The organism is Ruegeria sp. K3 (genome assembly GCF_056531845.1).
This window is the reverse complement of record NZ_JBQFMM010000001.1, coordinates 505,531-531,115: the sequence shown is the minus strand read 5'-3', so window position 1 is coordinate 531,115 and position 25,585 is coordinate 505,531. Positions and strand designations below refer to the sequence as shown.

Sequence of the window (25,585 nt, the reverse complement as noted above, 5' to 3'; positions counted from 1 at the left end):
CTTTCATATTCAGCGATAGTCCCCGGCCCAGACGGGGCCAGGGACTTTGAAGTTTAGTTGCAGGGAGCAGGTCCGTTTTCAACGCCCTGACACAGATCTTCCAATGGGATCCATCCAGCGTCCACAACAACGGATAGGTTGTCCTTGGTGATCGGAACGGGTGCGAGGAAGACCGAGTTCATCTCGGTGCCACCAGGTGATGTCCAACTAACTGCACCTTCGACATCAGCAGGGCTTGTCCCACCGCTCAATGCGACTGCGATTTCGCCAGCGGCCTTTCCGAGTTCACGAGCGTCCTTCCATACCGAAACGGTTTGAGTGCCCAGCGCAACGCGGTTCAACGCTGCGTGGTCGCCATCCTGACCTGACACCGGAATGCCTTCCATACCCTGTGCGGTCAGCGCAGCAACAACACCGCCTGCAGTACCGTCATTCGACGCAACGACTGCATCCACGTTGTTTTCGTTCGCGGTCAGGATTTGTTCCATGTTCCGCTGCGCGTTCGCGGGCAACCAACCATCTGTGTAGGCTTCACCAACAATTACAATGTCACCGCTGTCGACGGCTGCTCCGATGATCTCTTGCTGACCACCGCGCAGGAAATCTGCGTTCGGATCAGTAGGAGAGCCTTTGATCATCACGTAGTTGCCTTTGGGCATGGCCTCAAAGACAGCCCGAGCCTGCATTCTGCCGACTTCCACGTTGTCGAAGGTCAGATAAAATGCTCGGTCGTCCTCGATCAGACGGTCATAGGCAATCACAGGAATACCTTCGTCCGCCGCGGCCTGAACCGCGGGACCAATGGCCTGCGCGTCCTGCGCTAGGATGATAAGCGCGTCCACGCCTTGCGCAATCAGGCTTTCGATATCCGAAAGCTGTTTGGCCGAGGATGATTGCGCATCGGCCGAGATATACTCGGCACCGCCGGCTTCTAGCGCCGATTTGATCGCGGCTTCGTCTGTCTTCCAGCGCTCTTCCTGAAAGTTGGACCAGCTTACGCCGACTACCGGCTCTGCGAACGCAGTCGAGGCCAGCAGCGTGGCTACAGCTGAGAAGCTGAGAATTTTTTTCATGATTTCCTCCCATATGCAGAGCCATCTCAACTCGATTCGCGGCTCTCACAATTTTAAATAACACATTTATTTCAGTCGGTAAAATATTTAGTCTATAAGACACATCAAAATTCAAATAGATTGAACCAAAGGTAAGATTCGCGAGGGCAAGATGCTGAAAAGCAAAGCGTCTGTAGTTTCTTTGGACCAACGAAACGCGACCCGCCTACGGGTGTTGGAACAGATCAGAAGCAATGGATCCGTATCGCGGATTGATATCGCATCCGCCTTGGAGACCAGTCCTGCCACGATCACTTCAGCGACGGCTGATCTGATCTCGGCAGGGCTGATCAAGGAAACCGAAGGCGAAGCTCAGTCAAAGTCTGGAAAAAGAGGTCGGCCCAGAGTTTTGCTGCAATTGGATGGCCAATCCATTCTTGTTGCGGGCCTGAAGATTGCTCGTCAGGTGATCTCGGTCATATTGGTGGATTTTGAAGGCAACGAGGTGACGTCGCACAACGTCCCGCTTGAAGACGCCCGAATGTCGCCGACGAACCTTATATCGACTATTCGCGAAGCCCTTGAAGTTACGTGCCAACGGGTCGGTCTTTCAATCGGACACTTGGCTGGCGTTTCAATCGGATTGGCCGGGCAGATTGATGCGGCAAGGAACTTTGTCCACTGGTCATCCTCGGTAACTGAAAGAAACATTGACTTCAGCCCTTTACTTGCGAAAGAACTCCCCTGCCCTGCATTCGTGGAAAACGACGCGAACCTTGTCGCAAAGGCTGAACAGCTTTCTGGGCTAGGCAACGGGTTGAAGAATTTCCTTGTCGTCACGATCGAACATGGTGTTGGGCTTGGCATCGTTCTGGACGGCCGACTTTATCGCGGGGAAAGAGGGTGCGGGGCCGAATTTGGGCATACTAAGGTGCAACTCGATGGCGCATTATGCCAATGTGGACAACGGGGGTGTCTGGAAGCCTATGTGGGGGACTACGCCCTGATCCGGGAAATGACTGTCACAGGTCACGCCGATAATATGCAAACGGTCTCGGATATCCACGCTCGTGCCAATTCCGGTGATGATAGAGCCGCCTCGGTTCTAGCGCGTGCAGGACAGATGTTCGGGCTTGGGGTATCCAATCTGATTAATCTGTTCGATCCCCAGTGCATTATTGTATCGGGCGCGCAAATGAGTTTTGAACACCTTTGCTCAGCCGAAGTTATGACGCGCATTCGAAATGGTGTTGTGAATGTCGACGCACCCTTGCCTGAAATCAAAGTGCATCACTGGGGTGATCTGATGTGGGCCAAAGGTGCGGCCGCCTATGGGATCGAACAAGTCTCGATCCTGAAGGTGAAGGAGCTTGCGGCGAATGCGTCCTGAACTTGCGGCATTACTCTTTCTTGCCACGGCTGCCGAAGCGGGCACTCAACCGCAATTCAAAGTAATAGATGTACCTGCACATATCTACGACGGCGGTTGGGAGCATTTTGTGGGTGGTGGCGTAGCAGTTTTCGACTGTGACGGCGACACGTTTCCCGAATTGTTCGTCGCGGGCGGATCCAATCGATCTCAGCTGTTCAAAAACACCTCTCAGGGCGAGATTTCTTTTCGGATTGAAACGCCGGATCCACTGTTCTTGACGGGAGTAACCGGTGCTTACCCATTAGACATTAACGGCGATGGCTTGACTGACCTGGCCATTTTGCGCGTTGGCGAAGATGTGCTGCTTCAAGGGCAGTCGGATTGTCAGTTTCGTCCCTTCGATAACATCGAGTTCCAATCCGAAGATCACTGGACCACAGGGTTTTCAGCCACTTGGGAAGAAGGCCAGTCTATGCCGACTCTGGCGTTTGGAACTTACGTGGATCGCTTCGATCCAGAAGGTCCGTTTGAATCCTGCGGGCCAACCCTACTCTATCGCCCGAACGGGAACAGTTATGGCCAACCCCAGCATCTGAAACCGGGATATTGCTCGCTTTCCATTTTGTTTTCAGACTGGGCGCGAACCGGACGTGCTGACCTCCGTATCAGCAACGACCGCCACTATTATGTTCGTGGCGGGCAAGAGCAACTATGGGCCATGGAGCCAGAGCCCCGATTGTATTCGCCCGAAGACGGATGGCTGCCCTATTCGATCTGGGGCATGGGAATTGCCTCTCGCGATCTGACCGGAGACGGCTTTCCTGAGGTTTACTTGACTTCGATGGGTGACCAAAAACTCCAAATTTTTGACCCCGATACCGGCGGCCCGACGTGGCGCGATGCAACTTATGAAAAAGGCACGACTGCCCACAGGCCGCATGTCGGCAATGACGGAAGGCCGTCGACCGGTTGGCACGCGCAGTTTGGAGACGTCAACAATGACGGCAGAGACGACATCTTCGTCGCCAAAGGCAATGTCGAGCAAATGCCCGATGCAGCACTGAACGACCCGAACAACCTTTTGGTTCAGGATTCGGAAGGTCAGTTTATCGAAGCTTCGGCAGAGGCTGGTGTTGCGTCGATAGCGAAGTCTCGCGGCGCAGCGCTTGCGGATCTGAACAACGATGGGCGGCTCGATCTGGTGGTCGTAAACCGTGGATCAAAACTTGAGGTCAACCAGAATATGTCAGCAGGTGACAATTGGCTGTTGGTAGAAGTTACTCAGGACAAATTCAATTGGGCAGCGGTAGGCGGATTTGTCGAGGTTCGAACCAGGCGGGGATTACAGACCCGCGAAATTACCATTGGCGGCGGACATGTAGGAGGCACGGCCGGCTATCATCATTTCGGCTTGGGGGCCGAGACCCAAGTACAGTTACGAGTTATATGGCCGGACGGAGAAGTCGGTGCGTGGCAGGAGGTCGTGCCGAACCAGATCGTTGAAATGCACAGGTGACTATTGATCTACCGGCAGACCGCTTGGAACAAAGGCAGGAACGCCCAACCTCTGAGCAGGGTCTTCAAGGCTTGCCAGAAAGCTCAATAACGCGTCGATCTCATTATCCGTTAGAACAACCTTCGGTAAACCGTTGCTTTTGGCTATGGCATCTAGATGTTGCTGATCCAGCAGCGGAGTTTCGTCTTCAGAACCCGGAAAATCTGGCAAATAAGCCATTTCAGTAGTGTAGCTTCGCAAAGAAGAAACCGAATCCAGATGGTGGCGTACGATATCCTCCAGCCGTGCAAATGCTCCATTGTGCCCGTAAGGAGCGGTTAGCGTCACATTGCGGAGCGATGGCGTACGAAAGGCAAACGCGTCCTCGGAGTTACCCGTGACGCGAAGACGACCATCATCTCTGATATGGTTCTCAAATCGAGCGGCCTTTCCGGGCCCGATTTGCGGAAGAGCGATCGAATGAAACTTGTGATCTGTTTGGAACCATCCCACGTGGCATGCGCTACACCCCGCCTCTCCATAAAACAGGTTCATGCCAAGTTCGGCGTCTTCGGATAGTGTGCCCTCACCTCGCATCGCGCGATCAAAAGGACTGTTATCTGCGCGCCATTCGAACGCGATGAAATCTGCGATCACATTTGCTATGGCCGTGAAAGATATCTCACCACCCGGCGTAATGGCTTCAAACCGCTGCTTGTATTCTGGGATAGCGGCAACACGTGCTGCAATCAGATCCCACGCGCCGCCTTGCTGTGTCAAAAGCCCGAGTCGAACTGCCTTGCTGACGTCATTTTCCGAGTAATGACCAGCCATTTCGTCTGGTGAAAGAACCGGGAACATCGCCTGCGCCGCTAATGCCGATTGGAAACCGGACCGCATATGTGTCCCCAAAGGTGTTCTAATCCCGTTGGGTTGTGATGGATCGGCCTCAAGGCGCCCATCATGAAAAAACGTCGTAAACTCTGTCGCACCAAGATTCCAAAGCGCCGGTGAATTACGGGGGATGCGTTGCTCCGGCGTATTCTGGGGATCCAGCCTGCGTTCAGCAGCCAGGCCAATCCCGCCTTCCCCGATTCCTAACGAAAGGCCGTCCGAAGTGCCAAACCTCGGGTGATGGCATGTCGCGCAACTGATGTTCTTGTTGCCGGACAAAATCGGGTCGTAGAATAGCAACTGTCCTAGTTCAACGCGGTCGAAATCAGGTTCTAGGAAAGTTGGAGGTGGCCCAAGCTCCTGAGCATTGGCGCCATTGCCGGCAATCAAAAAGCCAATGGTGGAAATGACTAACCTAGCTCTCATTGCCATCTTCCGAAATCTCGAGCGTGAGCACCTGCCTGTACGGTTTCTCGTAGGTGCATATGATCGAAGGAAACGAGGGTATGTTGGGCGCATTCGGATATCCGGAGGGTTCGATGCACAAACCAGCCGAACCGCTTAGCGGCTTCGCCAATTGGGCACCCGAATAGACCTGTACTCCGGGTTGGTCAGAATATGCAGTCAGAGAAAGACCAGACGGTGCGGTGAACTTCGCGATCGGACCAGTTGGATCGCGATTCAGGTCAAAGCAGAAATAGTGGTCTATGGCCTTTGGAACATGCCCGATCGATCTGGGCGCAGAGAAATCAAGTTCGCCGTTCTTGGTCGAACACACCGCACCGGACGGAACTCCTTGTTCGTCTAGTTCCAAGTAGCGGACAGAGGCCAGTTCCAGCTTGTGTGCGTCGACACCTTTTGAGCTGCCCAACGAATAATAGTTATGCTGCGTTAGGCTGATCGGCGTAGGACGGTCAGGATAACCTTTTAATATATAGGTCAACCGTGGGTACCGCAGCGTGACGCTGACCTCGAACCGGACATTCGCAGGAAAACCGCTTTCCCCGTCGTGTGAAAGGTAGTGCAATACCACTTCGTTCGGTGCGGTCTGTCTAAGGTTCCAGAATTGTTTGGAAAGCCCCTCAGCCCCGCCATGCAGAGTATTCTTACCCTCATTGGCGCTAAGCCCAAAACGTGTGCCTGCCAACTCGAACCGCGCGCCGCCGATCCGGTTCGCAACACGACCTACAACTGCGCCCACATAACTTGTATCGAGTAAGTACTTGATTGGATCATCAAACCCCAAAATAAGCGGTATATCCTTGAACCACCAACTTTGAGTGATTGCCCCGTAGTTCAGCACCGATGCCCGCATATCGCCATCGATCAGCATAACCGTCTCGACCCGAGAAGAATATTCCATTGCAGGCGTCATCCTGCCGCCAAGGGCGCCAGCGCCATGTAATACTGTCGATATCGCCCATATTCCTTTTCATAGTGTTCGGCCAGATCGTTACGTGGATCGATAACTTCCTGAATTTTGGGCGGTGTCATGATGTCCCCAAGGTTTGCGTTGTTGGCCGCGCAGATAGCGAGGCGCGCTGCGCCCATCGCCGCTCCGAAATCACTGCCTTTTGGCAAGCCCAACGGCACTTGCAATACGGTCGCCATTGTTTCCAACCAGAACCTGGATCGTGCACCTCCTCCAACAGCCATCAAGTTGGTCGGTACGGTTCCTGTGCTTTTTAAGGCTTCAAGACAGTCCCGCATCGCAAAGGCGACGCCTTCCATCACAGATTGTGTCAGTTCAGCGGGGCCCGACGCGACATCTACGCCTAAGAAAGCTGCTCGGATACGGCTGTTGTTATGCGGCGTTCGCTCGCCTGAAAGGTACGGTAGGAACGCGATCGAGGAGGGTCCGGTTATACTGTCGGGTACCATCGACGCCAGTTTTTCCACAGATTGACTTAGATTGCGAGACAACCAATTCATACTGTTTGTTGCCGAGAGTATGACCCCCATTTGTATCCACATTTCGGGAACAGCGTGGCAAAAGCAATGTACTGCAGTTTCAGGTGCCGGAGCATATGCATCCCGAGCAACAAGAAGAACTCCGGACGTTCCCAAAGATACAAAACCCGCGCCGTCCCGAATGCTCCCGATGCCACACGCGGCGGCCGCATTGTCACCTGCGCCACCTGCCACAACGACAGGATTGGAAAGCCCCCACGCCCGCCGCAGCTCAGTTTTCAACTCACCAGCCGGTTCGTTCCCTTCGACAAGACGCGGCATCTGCGAGGCATGCATGTGACCCAAACCCAAAGCCGTTTCCGACCATTGACGATTGTCTACGTCCAACCATGATGTGCCGGCACTGTCTGACATGTCCGATATGTACTCACCCGTCAGCCAAAACCGCAGATAGTCTTTAGGCAATAGAACCTTGGCTGTTTTTGAGAACACCTCGGGCTCGTGCGATCGCACCCATTCCAGTTTCGGGGCCGTGAAGCCAGGAAAAACGATGTTTCCTGATATGGTGCGCATCTGTGGAATCTGGTCGAGTGTACTTGCCTCGTCCGCCGAGCGTGTATCATTCCATAGAATGCAGGGCCTAAGAACCCTTCCACTGGCATCCAATAAAGTGGCACCATGCATGTGTCCGCTCAGACCAATGCCGCGAAGTTTTGCGAATGCCGGTTCGTTGTCCGCACGGAGATTCGCGACGACTTCTAAGCAAGCGCTAATCCAATCTGACGGATTTTGCTCGGACCAGCCGGGTTTTGGCGTCGATGTAGAAATGCCAGCTTCTGCGTCGCTGACGACGAGACCGGATTCATCGATCAGAATGCCTCTGAGTCCCGACGTTCCCAAATCCAATCCAAGATACATTCGGCGCCATCCTTTGAGTTTTATTTTAGTTGATAAAATTAATCATGGAAGACGCAGTGTCAAGGTGACTGTCGCGCTACTCCAACTTTACCCAAGCCGCATTTCTTGCAGAACTTTGCACGCAAGCTGCAACGAACCTGACACCATTCAATCCATCCTGAACAGTGGGATAGATCACCGATGGATCAGCTGAATTGCCACTTCGAAACGCTGTTATGGCGTCCGCAGCTTCACTATAGACATTTGCAAAACCTTCCAGATACCCTTCCGGATGGCCCGGAGGCACCCTGCTCAGACGGTTGGCGGCGTCCCCGGCTCCGGCCCCATTGCGGGTGATCAGTCGTTTTGGCTCACCATAGGGCGTAAACCAAAGATAGTTTGGATCTTCCTGCGCCCACTCGATCCCACCTTTTTCACCATAGACACGCAATCGCAGTGCGTTTTCGTTGCCGGGGGCAACTTGGGACGACCACAGCATCCCGCGCGCGCCACCGTCGAACCGCAGCAGGACATGTGCGTTATCGTCGACCCTGCGCCCCGGCACAAAGGCCTGCAAGTCAGCCGCAAGGCTTTCCGCCTTCAAGCCTGTCACAAAGCAGGCGATATTGTAGGCGTGGGTTCCGATGTCACCCGTCGATCCCCCTGCTCCGGAACGCTCAGGATCGGTTCGCCATTCGGCTTGCTTAAAGTCTTGCTGCTCGGTCAACCAGTCCTGCGGATATTCAACCTGAACCACGCGGATATTGCCAATCTCTCCGTTGGCGACCATCTCACGCGCCTGCCTGACCATTGGATAACCGGTGTAGTTATGGGTTAGAATGAACAGCGCGCCTGAACTCTCCGCCGCCTTCACGAGCTTCTTGGCATCCGCAAGGGTCGAAGTGAGGGGCTTGTCGCAAATCACGTGAATACCGCGCTTCAAGAACTCTCGCGCTGCGGCGTAATGAACGTGATTAGGCGTGACGATCGAGACTGCTTCGATCCCCGATTTCAAACGCGCTTCTCTGATCGCCATCTGCTTAAAGTCGTCATAGACCCGTTCGAGCCCCAACGCTTCTCCGCTTTCTCGAGATTTTTCTGGCGTTGAAGACAAGGCACCTGCGACCAACTCGAACTTGTCATCCAAGCGCGCCGCAATTCGATGCACACCTCCTATGAAAGCATCAGTGCCGCCACCAACCATGCCAAGGCGAATGCGGCCTGATTTTACTTCACTGCGTCCAGTTACCATCAGTCTATCCCCAGCATTTTTCGATTGGCCGCCATATCGCTGCCGCCATCCGCAAAGTCGTCGAATGCTTTCTCTGTGACACGGATAATGTGGTCAGAAACGAATTGCGCACCTTCGCGCGCTCCGTCTTCTGGGTGTTTCAAGCAGCACTCCCACTCGACCACGGCCCAGCCGTCAAAATCGTTTGCAGCCATCTTCGAAAAAACGGCCCCAAAGTCGACCTGACCATCACCAAGCGAGCGGAAACGCCCTGCCCGGTTAACCCAGCTTTGATAACCAGAATAGACGCCCTGCCGACCGGTCGGGTTGAACTCGGCGTCTTTGACATGGAACATCCGGATTCGGTCTTTGTAGATGTCGATATTATCAAGGTAGTCGAGACACTGCAGAACGTAATGCGACGGGTCGTACAGCATACAAGCCCGAGTATGATTGCCCGCCCGTTCGAGGAACATCTCATAGGTCACGCCATCATGCAGATCCTCGCCTGGATGGATTTCATAACAAACATCGACTCCACAATCTTCTGCGTGATCCAGGATCGGGACCCAACGGCTGGCAAGCTCATCAAATGCTGTTTCGATAAGGCCAGCAGGACGTTGCGGCCAAGGGTAAACATAAGGCCATGCGAGCGCGCCAGAGAATGTCGCGTGCGCAGATATCCCTAAATTTTTGGAAGCTGACAGCGCCTTCTTAACCTGATCAACGGCCCACTCCTGCCGGGCTTTTGCGTTTCCCCTGACGCTTTCGGCAGCAAAGCCGTCGAATGCTGCGTCGTATGCGGGATGCACGGCAACAAGTTGGCCCTGAAGATGCGTGGACAACTCCGTCACTTCCACGCCGTTCTCTTTGGCCTTGCCCTTGAATTCATCGCAGTAATCCGTGCTTGAGGCAGCGGTTTCAAGATCAAACAACCGGCCGTCCCAACTGGGCACCTGAACGCCTCTGTACCCACAATCCGCCGCCCATTTGGTAATGGTGTCCCACGAGTTGAAAGGCGCTTCATCTCCGGCGAACTGTGCCAGAAACAACGCCGGGCCTTTGATCGTTTCCATAATGTCTCCTCCCCAAAAACCGATGCCTCTATGGCGGTAAATTTTCCTTCAGATAGATATCGATGCGAATACGTTCTTGTGCCTTGTTGAACGGAACCTTGTCTGATGTTGCGCGCAACAGACGGACCGCGGATCGGACCAAGTGACCTGAATCCTGCGAGATTAACGCATCAAATGTTCCACGGCTCAGTGCGTCACGGCTGAGCGGCGTGAGTTCATGGGCTATGATCACCAGATCTTTGCTGATTTTGCTGTCGGACAGAAACTGGATCAAACCGGCGTTGCCAGCAGCGGAAGAATAGATACCGACAAGATCTGGATAGGTCTCAAAAATCTCGGGCATCATCTTGTAAATCAGTTCAGGGTCATCGCGACCTTCGACCGACGCCACAACTTCGAGATGCGGAAAATCTTCGGCAATCACCAGATCAAAACCCTGCCGTCGTTCCAAATGATCCCGTGCCAAGCGCGAGCCTGTCAAGACCAACAACTTTCCCTTGCGATGCACAAAGCGCCCCATCAACTGTGCCGCAGTCCGACCAGCCGATACGTTGTCAACTCCGACGAAGTGGTCGCGCTCCGAGCTGGGGAGGTCGGACACCAACGCGACGACTGGAACGCCTTTGTCCCGGACCCGTTTCACTGCATCACGTACCGACGGTGTTTCCGGACCGAAGACAGCGACGCCATCGACTTCCCGAATGTCCAAGGCGTCTAGGATTTCGACAATTTCCTGGGGATCAAATGGAGCGACACGTTGGATTTTCATACGAGTCCGCTCGATGAACTGATCGCGCGACTGGTCTACGATTTGCTTGCTGAGCGCTTCGACAAACTCGTTGTCGCTATCGGGCAGCACAAACAAGAAGTTATAGACACGCTTTCTCGCAAGGTTGGCTGCAGCGGTGTCGCGGACATAGCCAAGCTCATTAATTGCCTGTTGAACCTTTTGTACAGTCACTGCACGAACGCCCGGCCGTCTGTTCAGGACACGATCAACGGTTGCCAGACTGACACCCGCAACACGCGCAATGTCATTCACAGTTGGTTTGTTCACCAATTCTAGTTTGTGTTTTTGCTCTTTCACGTGTCGTTCAGCCTTTAATCTCCCGCGCCAACCCCTCGAACAGCAAGGCGACGGCTTCAGCGCCAGGGTCGTTGTTTCCCATCAGGTTTTCCTCGGGAACATAAGCGGCCCGACCGGCCTTGGCACGGTGAATATTTGCAGTGCTGTCCGCGCCTTCGCGCGCTGCATGTGCAGCTTGGACCAATCCCAAAGGCAGAGCGTCCAAAGCGGGTGCCAACGCGTCGATCATTGTCCTGTCGCCGACCTTCGCGCCCCCAACCTGGCTGACGCGGTTCAAACCTTCCGCCAAAGACTTCGGGATCGATGCGCCACTGGCGCAGGCGTCTCCTGCTGCATTGAAAAAGATGGCAAGAATGACCCCTGAAGAACCACCCATTGTTTGGCTGAGTTCGTTGCCCAAAGCCGGAAAAAGTTGCGTCAGATCCGCAAGTGGCATTCGGTCGAGACTACCCTGCAGAGCCCTGGCCGCAGTTGCCAATGTGCTGCCGGTATCTCCATCGCCGGACTTGGCATCTAACTCATTCAGGTCCTTCTCAGCATTTATCATCAATTCGGACAATCGCGTGATCGTTTCCTTCGTCGCGGGATTGTTGGATGGAATAGGATCAATCGGTGTCAAGCCATCAGGCAAAGGCGCGACTTGAATTGGATCAATAGAATTGACGCCTGGCCATGCCACGAGAGCGACCGGAGCTTCAAGCGCCGATAGTTCGCCTTCGCTCACGGGCAAGACAGAAACAGAGAATCCGTGCATGTCCAGAGATGTCATCATTGGCGAAGGACCGATAATGTGACGCGCCATCCCTGTTTCGGATAACGCGTGCGTCAACACGGACATTTCCAGCGGGGTTGTAGACCCGAGGTTGTTAACCAACGCAACACATTCCCCCGAGCTAATCCGTTGTTTTAACTTTCCTACGACGGTGGACATAGCCGTGACCGCGTTGGCAAAATCCACCTGCTCAACACCCGGTTCGCCATGGATTCCCAAGCCCAACTCGGCTTTGCCCGGTGCAATCCTGTCCTCTTTCGGAGATCCCGGAACGGTGCAGGTATCGAGGCTCATCCCGATACTGACCACTTTACCGATGACGCTTTTTGCAGCCTTGGTCACTGTGTCCAGGTCAGCGCCATCTTCCGCAAGCGCGCCTGCAATTTTGTGTACGAACAAGGTCCCGGCCACTCCACGCGGCTGCGGCAGATCCGGCAAGGCGATGTCATCATCGACTACCACCATCTCAACCTTGCGCCCCAAGGCGCGGGCGCGTTCCGCCGCAAGCCCAAAGTTCAACCGATCACCAGTGTAATTTTTCACAATTAGCAAACACCCCGCCTCACCGGTCACGGCCAGAATGCCCGCAAGAACCGCCTCAACCGAAGGCGATGCAAACACCTCTCCACACACAGCCGCAGTCAGCATGCCAGCCCCGACAAACCCAGCATGAGCAGGTTCGTGACCAGACCCGCCACCAGACACCAATGCCACCTTGGATTTGTCCCAATCCGAACGGTAAACAACCTTGATGTGCGGGTAACCGTCCAACCGGGTCAGTTGCCCTCCGGAAGACGCCAGAAGACCGTCTATGGCCTCTGTAACCAAAGTTTCTTTTGTGTTGAGGAACTGGGCCATGCTTTTGCTCCTTAATTCACGCGCGCGCCGGACGCGTCAAAATACAACGGGTTGTGTGGGCGGATTTTTATAAGTTTTCCAGATGGATAATCCTGATGTACATCAATCAAGGTCACAACCGGGTGACCGTTCAGGTCCAGGTGTAGCCGCGTTTGATCCCCCAGATGCTCTGCGCGTATTACCCGCGCTTCGCTGCCTTCTCCTTCGATGATGTTTTCCGGGCGAAGACCTATTTGCGGACCTTTGTGATTGCCTCCGAACAGCTCGGAAGGCAGAATGTTGATCCGCGGCAGTCCCAACCGGCTGGCGACATAAACGCTACCGGGGTTTTCATAGATGTCCCGGGGTGTTCCGTACTGAACCAGCCTGCCGTTTTCCAAAACGCCGATATGCGTCGCCATTGTCATGGCTTCGACTTGATCATGGGTCACGTATAGCAAGGTCGATCCCAGATCCGCCTGAATCCTTTTTAATTCGACCCGCAAATCCGCCCGAAGCTTGGCGTCCAAAGAGCTGAGGGGTTCATCCATCAAAAATATCTGGGGGTCTCGCACCAGCGCTCGTCCAATTGAAACGCGCTGCATTTCACCGCCAGACAGTTCAGTCGCTTTGTTGTTCAACTTGTGCGGAATCTGGAGGATGTCCGCAACTTCGTTAACCTTCTTCTTGATCTCATCCTCTGGCGTCTTCAGGATCGGCGACCTCAGAGGAAAAGACAGGTTCTCCCGCACTGTCATATGCGGGTACAGTGAGTATTGCTGGAAAACCATAGCCACATCGCGCTGGGCTGGCGTTTCTATTCCAACATCCCGTCCAGCAATGCGAACGGTTCCAGAATCCAGTTTCTCAAGTCCGGATATCAATCTCAGCGTCGTTGTCTTTCCCGCGCCCGTTGGACCCAATAGCACCACAAAGGCGCCGTTGGGGATCGTCATTGAGATATCATCCACCGCCTTTAGATTGCCGAATGACTTCGAGATATTCTCTAAAACGACTTCAGCCATTACTTAGTACCTCGTCGTTCAGAGCGGACCTCAACGCGCGTCCGGTGGCCTTTTCAAACAGTGTTACTGAGGGTGAGCGGAACTCTAACCCCACCGTCTCGCCGGGATTTACGACTTCGCGCGCATCAATCCGGGCTTTCAGCTCTCCGTTCGGGCTTTGCAGCGTCACGATCTGGGTGGTTCCCAAATATTCTGTCGCCAGAACCTTGGCTCTGTAGGCGCTCGCATCCGATAGAAAAACATGCTCAGGGCGAACCCCAAAAACTAAGTCACCTTCCGCCCCCTCCATCAGTTTGGGCACGGCTTCGTCATGGCCATTTAGTCGAACCATTTCCGAGTCAGGCGCGACCTTTCCTTGAAACGGCAGGAAGTTCATGGAAGGGGACCCGATAAAATCTGCAACGAACATTGTGGCTGGTTTGTCGTAGATTTCCTGAGGTGTGCCGAATTGCTCAATCACAGCGTTGTTCATCACTACGATCTTGTCGCCCATTTGCATGGCTTCCAACTGGTCGTGTGTCACGTAAACAGTGGTTGCGCCCATACGGTCATGAAGCGCGCGTAACTCTTCGGCCATGTGTTCTCGAAACTCGGCATCTAAGGCACCCAACGGTTCGTCCATCATGAATGCCTTGGGTTCGCGAACGATCGCGCGGCCCAGCGCCACGCGCTGCCGGTCGCCACCTGACAGTCCACCTACCGGGCTATCGAGGATGTCGTTGATCCCCAGAATTCCCGCGACTTCTTCTACTTTGGCTTTTACAGCAGCACGCGGCATGCCCTGCGATATCAGGGGGTAGCTGATATTTTTGCGCACGTTCATGTGGGGATACAGCGCAAACATCTGGAACACGAATGCAATGTCTCGCTCTGATGGGGGTCGCTGGCTGATTTCTTCGCCGTCGAGATAGATCTCACCCGATGTTGGAAGCTCCAAGCCTGCGATCATCCTCAGCGTCGTTGTTTTGCCGCAGCCCGATGGACCAAGCAGCATGAAGAATTCACCATCTTCAATCGTGAACGAGCTTTCCCGCACAGCGGTGAAATCGCCGAACATCTTCTTTACGTTTTTGACAACGATCTGGGCCATTTCTACTCCGGAAAATGGCTGACGATGATGAACATGACAGTTCCGATCAGCGTAACGATGAAGGAATAAGTGAACGCCCAAAGGACGAACGGTTGCATCAGCATAAATACGCCGACCGCGATGAGGATGGTCGCGACCATCTCCCATGGGCCTCGGCGAAAACGCATTAATCCTGATAGAAACTCGCTCATTTGCGCACCGCTCCGAATGTGATCCCGCGCAGCAGGTGTTTGCGCATCAGGATGGTGAAAATCATGACCGGAATCAGGAAGATCGTGGCACCAGCCGCAACTGCAGGCCAATCCAGCCCACCGATCCCGATGATGGTGGGAATAAAGGGCGGCGCGGTCTGCGCATTCGCGGATGTCAGCAACACGGCAAACGCATACTCGTTCCATGCAAAGATAAGGCAGAAGATCGCTGTCGAAGCGATACCCGTCGCAGCCTGCGGCAGTACAACTTTGTAAAACGCCTGAAACCGGGTGTAGCCGTCTATTAGTGCCGCTTCCTCGTACTCTCGCGGGATTTCGTCGATGAACCCTTTCAGCAGCCAAACAGCCAACGAGATGTTCACACCCGTATAGAGAAGGATCATCCCCAAATGCGTGTCGCTTAGACCGAGGTTTCTGAACATCAGGAAGATTGGGATCGCAACGGCAACCGGGGGCATCATTCTCGTACTGAGGATGAAGAATAGAAGGTCATCCTTGAGCGGCACCTTGAAACGGCTGAATGCATAAGCAGCCAAGGTGCCAAGGAAGATGCTTAGGAACGTCGATCCAAACCCGATGATCACCGAATTCATAAAACGCTCGCCAAACTTGGATGGCCCGACAATAACCATGTCATATTGCCGGACGATCTCATCGGCCCAGTTCTGTGGCGGGTTTGCTTCCAGGAACTCCTGCGTCTGCCGTGTGCGAGTGGTGAAGAGATTGACATAGCCTTCAAGCGTTGGGTCAAAGACAACCTTGGGCGGATAGCTGATCGCGTCGGCTGGAGACTTGAAGCCAGTTAGCAAAATCCAAACCAGCGGGATCATCGTGATCAGCGCATAGGTGATAACCAGAAACCCGGCGATCCACTTTGAACGGTTCGAAGGTTCGGTGACGGAAAAACTGCTCATCTCTGTTTCACCTTGTTCAGGGCTTTGACGTAGATCGACGCAAGGCCGAACACGGTGACGAAAAGGATGATCGCATAGGCCGAGGCATAACCCGTGCGCCATTTCTCAAAGGCTTCGCGCTTCAAATTGATGGAGGTCAGCTCCGTAACAGACCCTGGCCCGCCGCCCGTCAGTTGCACCACCAGATCGAACATCTTGAAGTTCTCGATCCCTCTAAACAGCACCGCCAACATGAGGAATGGCAGGACCATCGGGATGGTAATCGTAAAGAACTGGCGCAGCTTGCTGGCCCTGTCGATCTCAGCTGCCTCGTAGATGTAATCGGGAATACTGCGCAGCCCGGCCAGACAGATGAGCATCACGAAGGGGGTCCACATCCAGGTGTCGACAATCACGATGGACCAGGGCGCCAGCGTTACGGACCCGAGCATCTCAAAGCTCGACGGGTCTTTGCCGGTAAACCACGATACGATGTAGTTAAACAGACCGATCTGGGGCTGATAGAGAAACTTCCAGAAGTTCCCGACGACGGCAGGCGACAACATCATCGGCAGCACGATGATCGTGGTCCAAAGATCATTGCCCTTGAATTTCTTGTTGATCAACCACGCCAGAGTAAATCCGATCAGGACTTGAAAAAAAATCGTCCAGAACAGGAAATGCGCCGTCGCCTGCATGTTCAGCCATGTGTCCGAGTCTGTCAGGATGCGCTCGTAATTCCTGAACCCGACATCTTTGACCTCGCGCCCGATCCGGTTGGCCTTGTAGTTGGTAAAGCTCAGTTGGATGGTCCAGATCAAAGGGAAGATATTGATCGCCAGCAGTAGAAATATCGTTGGGGAGATGAATATCCAGGCGATCGCGCGGTCGGATAACCCCCGAATTTTTCGCGCAACTCGCTCGGGCGTTGCCTGCGCAACGCGATCTACGGTCCTGTCAGACATCTCTTTGCCAGTTCTTGTTGGTTTAGGACTCACGGGTGAAGGTAGAGCGGGTTTGCACCCGCTCCTGCCTGTGTCCGGACTAAAGCTTGCCTTCGTCTTCGAAGACTTCCGTCCAATCTTCGATCAGAAGATCAAGCGCTTCTTGAGCTGTGCCTTGGTCGGCAACCACGTAGTCGTGGATGCGCTTCTGCATTGCCAGCAGCAGTTCCGCGTAGGCAGGCTCTTGCCAGAAATCCTGCACCCCGGCCATTGCTTCCAGGAAGTCACCGGCGAACGGTTGGCTGTCTACGAAACCAGGATCTTCCAGCACTGAATTATGTGCTGAGTAGCCGCCTAGTTCCCACCATTTGGCCTGAACTTCTGGCTGCGCGAACCACTTAATGTACTCAAGCGCGGCGTCCTGTTTGTCAGAGTAGCTGACAACAGAGATACCTTGTCCGCCCAGTGTCGAGCCTGCCTGATTTTGTGGTGGGTTCACGAAGAAGTCGATCTTGTCACCACCGGTATTGGGATCGGCATAGAGACCTGGGAAGAACGCGAACCAGTTCATAGCCATGGCGACCTGACCGGACTTAAAGGCGTCCAAGCTCTCTCCCATGTAGGAGTTTGTGTATCCTGGGGGTGTCGCTGTTTTGTAGAATTCTTTGTAAAACTCTAGCGCTTCGACTGCTTCGGGCGAGTTTACGGCACCCTCCATATCGTAGGATCCTGGTGTGTTTTCATATTTGAAGCCCCACGGATAGAGTGCTCCGGTCACACCCATGGTGATCCCTTCGGAACCACGCTCAGTAAAGATCGCCGCACCGTAAACCGTCTTTCCATCGATCTCACGACCCTGGAAAAACTGCGCGATTTGCAGCAATTCTTTCTGAGACTGAGGTTCACGCAAATCTTGCCCTGTTGCTTCCTTGTACGCAGCTTGGATGTCCGGATTCTCGAACCAGTCCTTGCGATAGAACCAGCCGTTTGCATCCCCCATTGCGGGCAATGCGTAGTAGTTCGGAGTACCTTTAGGCCATGTCGAATAGGCGTAAACCGTTGCCGGCGCGAAATCGTCCATGCTGATGCTCTCGGCATCGAAGAAATCATTCAGTTTTACATAATGACCGTTTTCAGCGCCCCCGCCGATCCACTGACTATCTCCGATCAACAGGTCGCAGAGCTTCCCGCCGGAGTTCAGCTCGTTCAGCATCCGGTCGGCAAAGTTTGGCCAGGGAACAAATTCGAAGTTCATCGTGTGGCCGGATTCTGCTTCGAATTCTTTTGATAGCTCAACAAGCGCGTTGGCCGGGTCCCATGCAGCCCAACAGAGCGTCAGGTCTTCAGCATTTGCCTTGGTAGAAAGAGTAGTAGCGGCAAGGACTATTGCGCTGGCCGAAGCCAGTTTTGTGTAAGTCATCCATTCCTCCCTTTTTTGCGCCGTCATTCGAGGATGTGCGAATCGCGGCATGTCTATAAGGCTATTTGAGGTACGCACCTCAAGTCCAGAAAATTTTGAGGTTCGTACCTCAAAATCACCGCCAACACATCAACGTATCCCAGTAATAATATGCTTTTACTATATTTTTCTTCTTCTCGATCACTCAGGACCATCAAGCGCAAAGGAAGAAGGAATTCGAAATCAAACGCGCCAATTCTTCAAATCAAGGCACCGACGGTATTGCATTGCCAACCCGAGTCTATCCATGATTGTGCCGAAGCCCAATTCTTGCCGTTCGACCAAGATTCCAATGTAGGATCGCTAGGAGGGCGCTTGCTAGCCCCACCACCCGGATATCTCGACAAGCCAGGACCCCAATTATGAGTAAACTCACCATTGTCCGGATGAACCGCTACCCGATCAAAGGTTTGAGCCCGGAACCACTAAGCACCATAAACCTGCGAGCGGGTGAAGGCATTCCTGGTGACCGCCTATTCGGCTTTGCCCGCTACAACTCCGGTTTCGACCCTCGAGATCCAAAACCATTGAGAAAAGACCGCTTTGTTGTGCTTTTGAACGAAGCAAGACTGGCTGGACTGCAAACCAAATTCGACGCTCAAACTCAATTGCTGGAAATTAAGCACGGAAGGAAAACTCTCCACTTCGATATGAGTGAGCCAAACGGGCAATTGGACGCGGCGAGTTTCCTCAATACCACACTCGACTTAAGAGACCCCGAACCGCCAGTGTTTGTCTCTTCCCATCCGCATCGATTCACAGACGTTTCGGTCGTGTCGCCAAAAATGATGAACGCAATTTCCGTTCTCAACCTAGCGTCTGTTGATGCACTTAGTAGAGAGCTCAATGTGGAAATACACCCGGCAAGGTTTCGTGCAAATATTGAATTGGACGGACCACCTCCATTTTCCGAGTTAGACTCTGTCGGCTCAACCTTGGCCTTTGGCGATGTGAAGCTAAAGATAATTTCGCGAACAAAAAGATGTGCCGCTACCGAAGTTAACCCTCAAACAGCCGAACGAGACCTGAAAATCCCGTTCCTTATTCGAAAACACTTGGGCCACATGGATATGGGCGTGTACGCAGAGGTGCAGGAGAAGGGAACCCTAAACGTGGGCCAACATGGAAAGATAACGCAGTAGAACAAATATGAACCAATCTCAGCTAGGCTCTGGACCCATTGATTTGGATGCAGGTGCTGTCAGACGAATTTTAACCAGTCTCAATTTGACGCAAAATCGTGAACCTATCCGGAACAAAGTTGACGCCACTCGTCAAGAGCGGCGGTTCGCGTCAGCTTGAAGGAGTCTCGGCTGGTGAGGGATCTTTCCTGGTTAAAGTGGTTGTATACGGAGGAATGGTCGGAAGCGAAATTCTGTAAACTTCGAATGCGCCTTAAACCCTGCATCGCGCGCTCGCATTGTTGATACGGCAGGTGCGAGTTCTCGACCCGGTTGTTGAGCCATCTACCCGTCGGTTGTTTTTCGAGCGTGCCCAGCTCTCTGACCGCGACTCTGTATCCGGCGAAGCGATCCGTGACGACGGCTTCCGCTTGGCCGTGTCGATTCATCAATTTCTTTAGAAATTTCAATGCTGCAGCTTTGCTTCGACGTTTGGTGACAACGGCTTCCAGCACTTCGCCCTCATGATCTACGGCCCGCCAGAGGTAATGTTTCTTGCCAATCACCTTCACGAAAACCTCGTCCACCTGCCACCTCCAATTCGAGAATTCACGCAGTTGTTGCACCCGCTTTTGTCTGATCTCAGAGGCGAAGATCGGACCGAACCTGTTCCACCCATATCGGACAGTTTCGTGGCTCACGTCGATGCCTCGCTCGTGCAGCAGATCTTCGACATTCCGAAGCGAGAGCGGGAATCGGATGTATAGCATCACCGCAAGGCGGATGATCTCTGGGCTGGTTTTGAAGTACTTGAAGAGGCAGGTCTGGTCATGCGCAAAAGCTACGCAACACCCCTACCCCGCTTAAGCAAACTTCTTCTGACAAGACCAAACAGAATGCCTTATGAGCTAGCGATGAATAGTCTAATTTCGAGCTTGCCGTAGACTACCTCTTCAGCTTTTTACCCGATGGAAGAAAAGCTGAGCGACGATGATAACACTTGTAAGTCCACCAGTTTTCGCGCTTCAGGTCGGCTTTTGGGTCGAAATAAAATTGGTTCTGAGCTTGCGAAGGGAACCATTACACTCCGGCGAAGAGTATTTGTTTCTTGCGGTCTGCATCCCTTTGACACAAAACGAAATCGTGCTCATGCAAAAAGCCCTGAGGGGAGGACGCAAGTAAAAAATGCCCAAAATCATCTCGCCCTGCGACTAGCGCAACCAAAGTTTTCACGCCATTCTGCTGTTTCATTGAAGGCTTTATGAAACGCAACGCCGCACCAATGCGTCTATCGTCTGTGTTATTGGGCCCGGATGCGTGAAAGAGATGCCCGTGATGCATGGATGCCTGCCCCGCACGCAATTCGGCAGCAACTGCATCTTTTTCGTTCACATCGACTGCGATTTCCTGCCCACGTGATAACAGATTGTTTTCGCTGAAAGTGTCCACGTGAGGCACGATACGGCTTTTGTGGCTGCCAGGAACAAACTTCATACACCCGCTTTGCTCAGACGCTTCTGAAATCGCAACCCAACAGGTAACCTCTTCAGCATCATCCAATCCCCAATAGGTCAAGTCTTGGTGCCACGAGACTATCTTCGATGATCGCGCTTCTTTTACGAAAAGTGCACCGCTCCAAACCATGAGGTCCGGCCCTAACACCGTTGAAGCAGCCTCAATCAGCTTCGGATGGCGAAGTAGTGCATCGAATGATGGTATCAGCCTGTCCGGATAAGAATATAGAAGCTTGAGTTTATCTGGGTCGTCTCTGAGAATGCGCTCAGCTTTCTCAAAATCATTGCGCAGCGCTTGGACCTCAGAAGCTGTCAGGATATCCAGCGGAGCTACGAAACCGTCTCTTTCATAAGTCTTTGCAATATCACTCATTCGTCTATCCATCGTCATTTTCTGGAAACGTTAACTGCACCTTCATTGATTGGGTTCGATCAGACGCGACCTCGAAAGCAGTGATGGCCTCGCCTACCTCGAAGGAATGCGTCACCAACTGGTCGACGTTTATTAGTCCGCTTCGCATCATCTCGACCGCGACTGAGAACTCGGAATGGAAACGGAAAGACCCGCGAAGCACTATCTCTTTTGCAGTCAACGCCTGCATCGGCACAGTCATATCTCCGCCCAGACCAAGCTGAACCAATGTTCCACCCGGTCGCAAGCATGCGACGCCAGAAGCCAGAGCCGATTGAGCCCCGGAACACTCCAGTTGTACATCAACCTGACCCTTGTCGTTTTCAAACTGCTCCAGTTTTTGCGGATCGGTGTAGGTGTTGATGACATCGTCTGCCCCGCATTCACGCGCCAGAGCGAGGGTCTGGTCCGAGATATCCGTCGCCACTATTCTGGCCGCCCCAGAACGACGCGCCGCCAAGATCGTGAGGCAGCCGATTGGACCGCATCCCGTGATAAGAACCGTTTTACCTAAGAGGCTCCCAGCTTGTTTAATCGCGTGCAAACAGACCGCCAAAGGTTCGGCCATAGCGGCCTGCGCAGGACTTAACCCATCTGCTGGAACGCATTGACTGGCTTTCGCTACGAGTTTGCTTTGAAAAGCGCCTTGGATATGCGGGAACGGCATCGCGCTGCCATAGAACTTCATATCAAGACAGTGGTTTTGCTGCCCGTTCAGACAATAACTGCAGGATTGGCAAGGTCGGGATGGAGAAACTGCAACCAGCTGACCTAGGTGTAGCCCCTGCACACTTGATCCAACTTTCACTATTTCCCCGGCGATTTCGTGTCCAAGCACCATCGGCTGACGCAACTTGATCGCACCAAAACCTCCGTGGTTGTAATAATGCAGGTCAGAGCCGCAAATCCCTCCCGCGCGCATGGCAATCAAGACTTCGTCTGGCCCCACGTCGTGCACATCCCGGTTTTCCAACCTCAGATCTTTTGCGGCATGGATAACAACAGCAACACTGGCCGAAGACATTGCACGGACTCCCTATACAGATTGCCAAAAGATACGGATAGTCGGTGCTGTCAACCAAGGGATTTTTGCATGACGCTTGAAATGTTTAGCCTAGAGGGAACACGCGCGCTCGTAACAGGCTCTAGCCAAGGCATCGGATTTGCGTTGGCTCGTGGTTTGGCTGCCGCCGGTGCGCAGGTCGTTTTGAACGGGCGCGATGCCACTAAACTAGCGTCAGCAGCATCCGAGCTGAGCGAAACAGGTGCCTCGGTACGCGAACTTTCGTTCGATGCAACCGATCATGAAGGTGTCCGATCTGCTGTGGACGACTTCGAAGAAAAAGTCGGCCCAATAGACATCCTGATAAACAACGCCGGAATGCAACATAGGACGGAGTTACAGGATTTCCCCGCTGATGCCTTCGAGCGCCTGCTACAGACAAATGTAGCGTCCGTCTTTCACGTCGGTCAGGCTGTGGCACGGCACATGATTGAAAGAAAGTCTGGTAAGATCATTAACATTGCGTCGGTTCAATCCGCATTAGCAAGACCGGGTATTGCGCCTTACACGGCGACAAAAGGCGCCGTGACCAATCTTACAAAAGGAATGGCAACTGATTGGGCTAAGTATGGTCTAAACTGCAATGCCATTGCACCTGGATATTTCGATACACCTTTGAACGCCGCCTTGGTTGCCGACCCAGAGTTTAGCTCATGGCTTGAGAAACGTACCCCGGCCGGTCGCTGGGGCAATGTAGAAGAACTTGTCGGCGCCGCCATTTTCCTTGCCTCCCCTGCATCCAGTTTCGTCAATGGTCATACTCTCTATGTCGATGGTGGAATAACGGCGTCACTTTGATCTGCAGCTTCCAATCGTCTGCTAAGTAAGACTGACTTAGATATCGTTCATAGCGCCGACGCCAAGGCAATTACCACAACAACCATTAATGAAGCGGCCATCGCAATATTGATCCTTTGATGCGATCTCTCGCTTAAATCAAGGCTACCCAGCTTTGCGCCAGCACCCAGCCAGATCATGTGCACTGGCACCCAAATCATATTGAATACTACGATTTTTATGACGACCTCCCAAACGGGCGCATCGGGCAAAAAGGCAAACCCTGAAAACAATGCTGTGCCGACCACGTAAGCCTTGGGATTGATGAACTGAAGTGTCAGACCGTTCGCAAAACCAAGCGGCGAAACCGCAGGGGAAAATCCGACCTTTGAGCCGGCGCTGGCAATACGCCAGGCGAGAAATACCAAATACCCGACAGAGGCGAATAGCAACAAAGTTCTAAGCACCGGTACAGCCAAAGCAACCGCAGCGACTCCAGAGACAACTAACATCATGTTGATGAAACCGCCCAGCATCAGACCAGCCACAAAGGCGAGTCCAGCTCGAAAACCAAATGCTGATCCAATACCCGCGGTTGTTAGAACACCCGGGCCCGGCGTAATCAGCAGAAAGAAAACCGCGACAGCAAACTCAAACACTTTTCAGATTGGCCTATTACAGATCTCTGCATTCCGGCACAGCTGTGATCACCGATCCGTCCTTATGGTGTTGCAGCAGATTGTCGACAGTCAGGTCACCCATTGCTGCACGCGTCTCAAAAGTCGCGCTACCAGCGTGAGGGAGCAGAACGACATTGGACAACTCGCGCAATGCTTCTGGAACGCGCGGTTCGTCCTCAAAAACATCAAGCCCTGCCCACCCGAGCTCACCATTTTGCAATGCACTAATTAAGGCAGTTTCGTCGACAACCGAACCTCGACTAACGTTTATCAGAGTGCCGCCTGCCCCCAACGCGCGCAACACCTCAGCGTTGACCAGCCTATTGGTCGACGGGCCGCCGGGCGTGATGCATATGAGGACGTCCACATGCTCTGCCATTTCAAACAAATTGTCGAAATATCGGTACGGGACATCCTTTTGATTGCGGGTGTGATATGAGATTTCGGGTGCCCACGGCTCCAACTTATCAACAATCGCCTGACCAATGCGACCAAGACCAAGAATGCCTATTTTTTGATTGTCCGCTGATCGCGTCAGAGGGGCATTACCTTCAACTTCCCATCGCCCGGACCGGACGTAATCATCGTCACGTATGAGCTCTCGATAACATGACAGCAACAGCAGAACGGCGGTGGTTGCGACTTCTTTGTTCAACACATTGGGCGTGTGCGTCACAACAATCCCGCGCTCAGCCGCAGCATTAGCGTCGACGGCGTCGTAGCCGACTCCATAGACGCTGATCATCTTCAGATTACTGAGTGAAATCATTAGGTCATGCGGAACGCCATCATGCCCGTTCGTTACGATATGCGTAATACTTTCCGCTTTGAAATCGTCCAATTGATGAATATTGAACACTGAAGACAGGCGTTCTCGCATCCGTTCAGTGATCCCTCCGATTTGCAACAAGTCAGTCATCTTGGCCGACCTTTTGCCGCTGAACACCAAGCCCATCGATACGAAGCTCCATGACGTCGCCTTTTTTCAGATAAACTGGTTCCGGTTTGATCCCCATTCCAACACCGGGCGGTGTTCCGGTTGAAATGACGTCACCGGGGTGCAGCGTAAAAAGTTGGCTTAGATGCTCAATGATCTCGGCAACGGAAAAGATCATCGTGGCGGTATTCCCGGTTTGCATGCGCTGACCGTTTACATCCAGTGACATACCAAGATTCTGGGGATCCGGCACCTCATCCCGGGTCACTAACCACGGGCCGGTAGGGCCAAATGTGTCGCAGGATTTTCCTTTGGTCCATTGACCTGTCAGTTGCGTTTGAAAATGCCTTTCCGACACGTCGTTTACGATGCAATAGCCCGCAACATATTCGAGTGCGTCGGCCTTGGGAACGTATTTGGCTGTCTTACCAATGACGACGCCCAGTTCGCATTCCCAGTCGGTACGGGTGGATCCCCGCGGCATGACAACATCTTCATAGGCACCAATGACGGCTGAGTTCGCCTTGAAAAAAAGTATCGGATGCTCGGGAATATCTGCGCCGGTTTCTGCAGCATGGTCTGAGTAGTTCAAACCGATGCAAAGAAATTTGCCGATGTCACCGACACACGGCGCGATACGAGGGTCACCCTCTACAATTGGCAGGTTGTTCGGATCCAATGACCGCAGGTTATCAAGCGTTCCGTCATCCAACATATCCCCCGTGATATCATTGATATGAGCGGACAGATCCCGCAATTGACCCTCAGAGTCGACCAGGGCTGGCTTTTCCGAGCCCTTGGCTCCGTAACGAACAAGTTTCATTTCTGTTCCTT

Annotated in this window: 24 protein-coding genes; 4 read left to right on the top strand and 20 right to left on the bottom strand. The window is 53.3% G+C overall.

Annotation, left to right across the window (positions count from 1 at the left end; genetic code table 11):
• Positions 1 to 53 precede the first annotated feature (53 nt).
• Entirely contained in the window at positions 54 to 1,073 is a 1,020-nt protein-coding gene (gene xylF / locus ACR0MP_RS02595; RefSeq protein ID WP_170512769.1) for a D-xylose ABC transporter substrate-binding protein, read from the bottom strand.
• Positions 1,074 to 1,224: 151 nt separating this feature from the next.
• On the opposite strand from xylF, the gene ACR0MP_RS02590 reads away from it, so the two are divergent.
• On the top strand, positions 1,225 to 2,442 hold the full coding sequence (locus ACR0MP_RS02590) for an ROK family transcriptional regulator (protein ID WP_170403445.1): 1,218 nt from the start codon (positions 1,225 to 1,227) through the stop codon (positions 2,440 to 2,442).
• Complete coding sequence (locus tag ACR0MP_RS02585; RefSeq protein ID WP_170403447.1) at positions 2,432 to 3,940, top strand: CRTAC1 family protein; 1,509 nt, start codon at positions 2,432 to 2,434, stop codon at positions 3,938 to 3,940. The genes ACR0MP_RS02590 and ACR0MP_RS02585 overlap by 11 nt, the downstream gene beginning before the upstream one ends.
• Here ACR0MP_RS02585 and ACR0MP_RS02580 read toward each other — a convergent pair whose 3' ends face one another.
• The 13 genes from ACR0MP_RS02580 to ACR0MP_RS02520 form a co-directional block, all read right to left on the bottom strand.
• Complete coding sequence (locus ACR0MP_RS02580) at positions 3,941 to 5,239, bottom strand: cytochrome c peroxidase (RefSeq protein ID WP_170403449.1); 1,299 nt, start codon at positions 5,237 to 5,239, stop codon at positions 3,941 to 3,943.
• A complete protein-coding gene (locus tag ACR0MP_RS02575) occupies positions 5,229 to 6,176 on the bottom strand; it encodes an aldose epimerase family protein (RefSeq protein ID WP_170403451.1) in 948 nt (315 codons plus the stop codon). The genes ACR0MP_RS02580 and ACR0MP_RS02575 overlap by 11 nt, the downstream gene beginning before the upstream one ends.
• An 8-nt stretch (positions 6,177 to 6,184) precedes the next feature.
• Positions 6,185 to 7,642 (bottom strand): xylulokinase, encoded by a 1,458-nt coding sequence (gene xylB, locus ACR0MP_RS02570; RefSeq protein WP_170403453.1) that lies wholly within the window; start codon positions 7,640 to 7,642, stop codon positions 6,185 to 6,187.
• 76 nt (positions 7,643 to 7,718) lie between these two features.
• Positions 7,719 to 8,873, bottom strand: a complete 1,155-nt coding sequence (locus tag ACR0MP_RS02565; RefSeq protein ID WP_170403456.1) for a Gfo/Idh/MocA family protein — start codon at positions 8,871 to 8,873, stop codon at positions 7,719 to 7,721.
• Positions 8,873 to 9,928: a sugar phosphate isomerase/epimerase family protein gene (locus ACR0MP_RS02560; protein ID WP_170734717.1), complete on the bottom strand. Its 1,056-nt coding sequence runs from the start codon at positions 9,926 to 9,928 to the stop codon at positions 8,873 to 8,875. Before ACR0MP_RS02560 ends, ACR0MP_RS02565 begins: the two co-directional genes overlap by 1 nt.
• A 28-nt stretch (positions 9,929 to 9,956) precedes the next feature.
• On the bottom strand, positions 9,957 to 11,015 hold the full coding sequence (locus tag ACR0MP_RS02555) for a LacI family DNA-binding transcriptional regulator (protein ID WP_480758950.1): 1,059 nt from the start codon (positions 11,013 to 11,015) through the stop codon (positions 9,957 to 9,959).
• Between the two features lie 7 nt (positions 11,016 to 11,022).
• The gene (locus ACR0MP_RS02550) at positions 11,023 to 12,645 is read right to left on the bottom strand and encodes a dihydroxyacetone kinase subunit DhaK (protein WP_480885735.1); all 1,623 of its coding nucleotides are present in this window, start codon (positions 12,643 to 12,645) and stop codon (positions 11,023 to 11,025) included.
• An 11-nt stretch (positions 12,646 to 12,656) separates the two neighbouring features.
• Complete coding sequence (locus ACR0MP_RS02545; protein ID WP_170819497.1) at positions 12,657 to 13,649, bottom strand: ABC transporter ATP-binding protein; 993 nt, start codon at positions 13,647 to 13,649, stop codon at positions 12,657 to 12,659.
• The gene (locus tag ACR0MP_RS02540) at positions 13,642 to 14,739 is read right to left on the bottom strand and encodes an ABC transporter ATP-binding protein (protein ID WP_170734706.1); all 1,098 of its coding nucleotides are present in this window, start codon (positions 14,737 to 14,739) and stop codon (positions 13,642 to 13,644) included. The genes ACR0MP_RS02545 and ACR0MP_RS02540 overlap by 8 nt, the downstream gene beginning before the upstream one ends.
• 2 nt (positions 14,740 to 14,741) lie before the next feature.
• Positions 14,742 to 14,930 (bottom strand): hypothetical protein, encoded by a 189-nt coding sequence (locus ACR0MP_RS02535; protein ID WP_170399676.1) that lies wholly within the window; start codon positions 14,928 to 14,930, stop codon positions 14,742 to 14,744.
• A complete protein-coding gene (locus tag ACR0MP_RS02530) occupies positions 14,927 to 15,865 on the bottom strand; it encodes a carbohydrate ABC transporter permease (RefSeq protein WP_010442361.1) in 939 nt (312 codons plus the stop codon). Before ACR0MP_RS02530 ends, ACR0MP_RS02535 begins: the two co-directional genes overlap by 4 nt.
• Positions 15,862 to 16,809 carry a carbohydrate ABC transporter permease gene (locus tag ACR0MP_RS02525; protein WP_170403466.1) on the bottom strand — a complete coding sequence of 316 codons (948 nt, stop codon included), beginning with the start codon at positions 16,807 to 16,809 and terminating at the stop codon, positions 15,862 to 15,864. Before ACR0MP_RS02525 ends, ACR0MP_RS02530 begins: the two co-directional genes overlap by 4 nt.
• 79 nt (positions 16,810 to 16,888) lie before the next feature.
• Positions 16,889 to 18,208 carry an extracellular solute-binding protein gene (locus tag ACR0MP_RS02520; RefSeq protein ID WP_170399683.1) on the bottom strand — a complete coding sequence of 440 codons (1,320 nt, stop codon included), beginning with the start codon at positions 18,206 to 18,208 and terminating at the stop codon, positions 16,889 to 16,891.
• A gap of 401 nt (positions 18,209 to 18,609) precedes the next feature.
• Between ACR0MP_RS02520 and ACR0MP_RS02515 the strand changes: the two genes are divergently transcribed.
• Positions 18,610 to 19,389: an MOSC domain-containing protein gene (locus ACR0MP_RS02515; RefSeq protein WP_170403467.1), complete on the top strand. Its 780-nt coding sequence runs from the start codon at positions 18,610 to 18,612 to the stop codon at positions 19,387 to 19,389.
• Between the two features lie 104 nt (positions 19,390 to 19,493).
• Here ACR0MP_RS02515 and ACR0MP_RS02510 read toward each other — a convergent pair whose 3' ends face one another.
• The 3 genes from ACR0MP_RS02510 to ACR0MP_RS02500 all read right to left on the bottom strand — a co-directional run bounded on the left by ACR0MP_RS02510 (position 19,494) and on the right by ACR0MP_RS02500 (position 22,318).
• The gene (locus tag ACR0MP_RS02510) at positions 19,494 to 20,138 is read right to left on the bottom strand and encodes an IS6 family transposase (protein WP_480570449.1); all 645 of its coding nucleotides are present in this window, start codon (positions 20,136 to 20,138) and stop codon (positions 19,494 to 19,496) included.
• A gap of 310 nt (positions 20,139 to 20,448) precedes the next feature.
• A complete protein-coding gene (locus tag ACR0MP_RS02505; RefSeq protein WP_480570451.1) occupies positions 20,449 to 21,255 on the bottom strand; it encodes a phytanoyl-CoA dioxygenase family protein in 807 nt (268 codons plus the stop codon).
• Between the two features lie 4 nt (positions 21,256 to 21,259).
• Positions 21,260 to 22,318, bottom strand: a complete 1,059-nt coding sequence (locus ACR0MP_RS02500; protein ID WP_170734704.1) for an L-idonate 5-dehydrogenase — start codon at positions 22,316 to 22,318, stop codon at positions 21,260 to 21,262.
• A gap of 69 nt (positions 22,319 to 22,387) precedes the next feature.
• Between ACR0MP_RS02500 and ACR0MP_RS02495 the strand changes: the two genes are divergently transcribed.
• Positions 22,388 to 23,155, top strand: coding sequence for an SDR family oxidoreductase (locus ACR0MP_RS02495; RefSeq protein WP_170565707.1), 768 nt, complete (start codon positions 22,388 to 22,390; stop codon positions 23,153 to 23,155).
• A 47-nt stretch (positions 23,156 to 23,202) separates the two neighbouring features.
• Here the strand turns inward: ACR0MP_RS02495 and ACR0MP_RS02490 are convergent, their stop codons facing one another.
• Genes ACR0MP_RS02490 through ACR0MP_RS02480 form a run of 3 tightly spaced genes read right to left on the bottom strand, consistent with a single transcriptional unit; the run spans position 23,203 to position 25,574 of the window.
• On the bottom strand, positions 23,203 to 23,793 hold the full coding sequence (locus ACR0MP_RS02490) for a LysE family transporter (protein WP_170609028.1): 591 nt from the start codon (positions 23,791 to 23,793) through the stop codon (positions 23,203 to 23,205).
• A gap of 16 nt (positions 23,794 to 23,809) precedes the next feature.
• The gene (locus ACR0MP_RS02485) at positions 23,810 to 24,733 is read right to left on the bottom strand and encodes a 2-hydroxyacid dehydrogenase (protein WP_480885731.1); all 924 of its coding nucleotides are present in this window, start codon (positions 24,731 to 24,733) and stop codon (positions 23,810 to 23,812) included.
• Positions 24,726 to 25,574, bottom strand: a complete 849-nt coding sequence (locus ACR0MP_RS02480; protein ID WP_170403478.1) for a fumarylacetoacetate hydrolase family protein — start codon at positions 25,572 to 25,574, stop codon at positions 24,726 to 24,728. Before ACR0MP_RS02480 ends, ACR0MP_RS02485 begins: the two co-directional genes overlap by 8 nt.
• Positions 25,575 to 25,585: the final 11 nt, after the last annotated feature.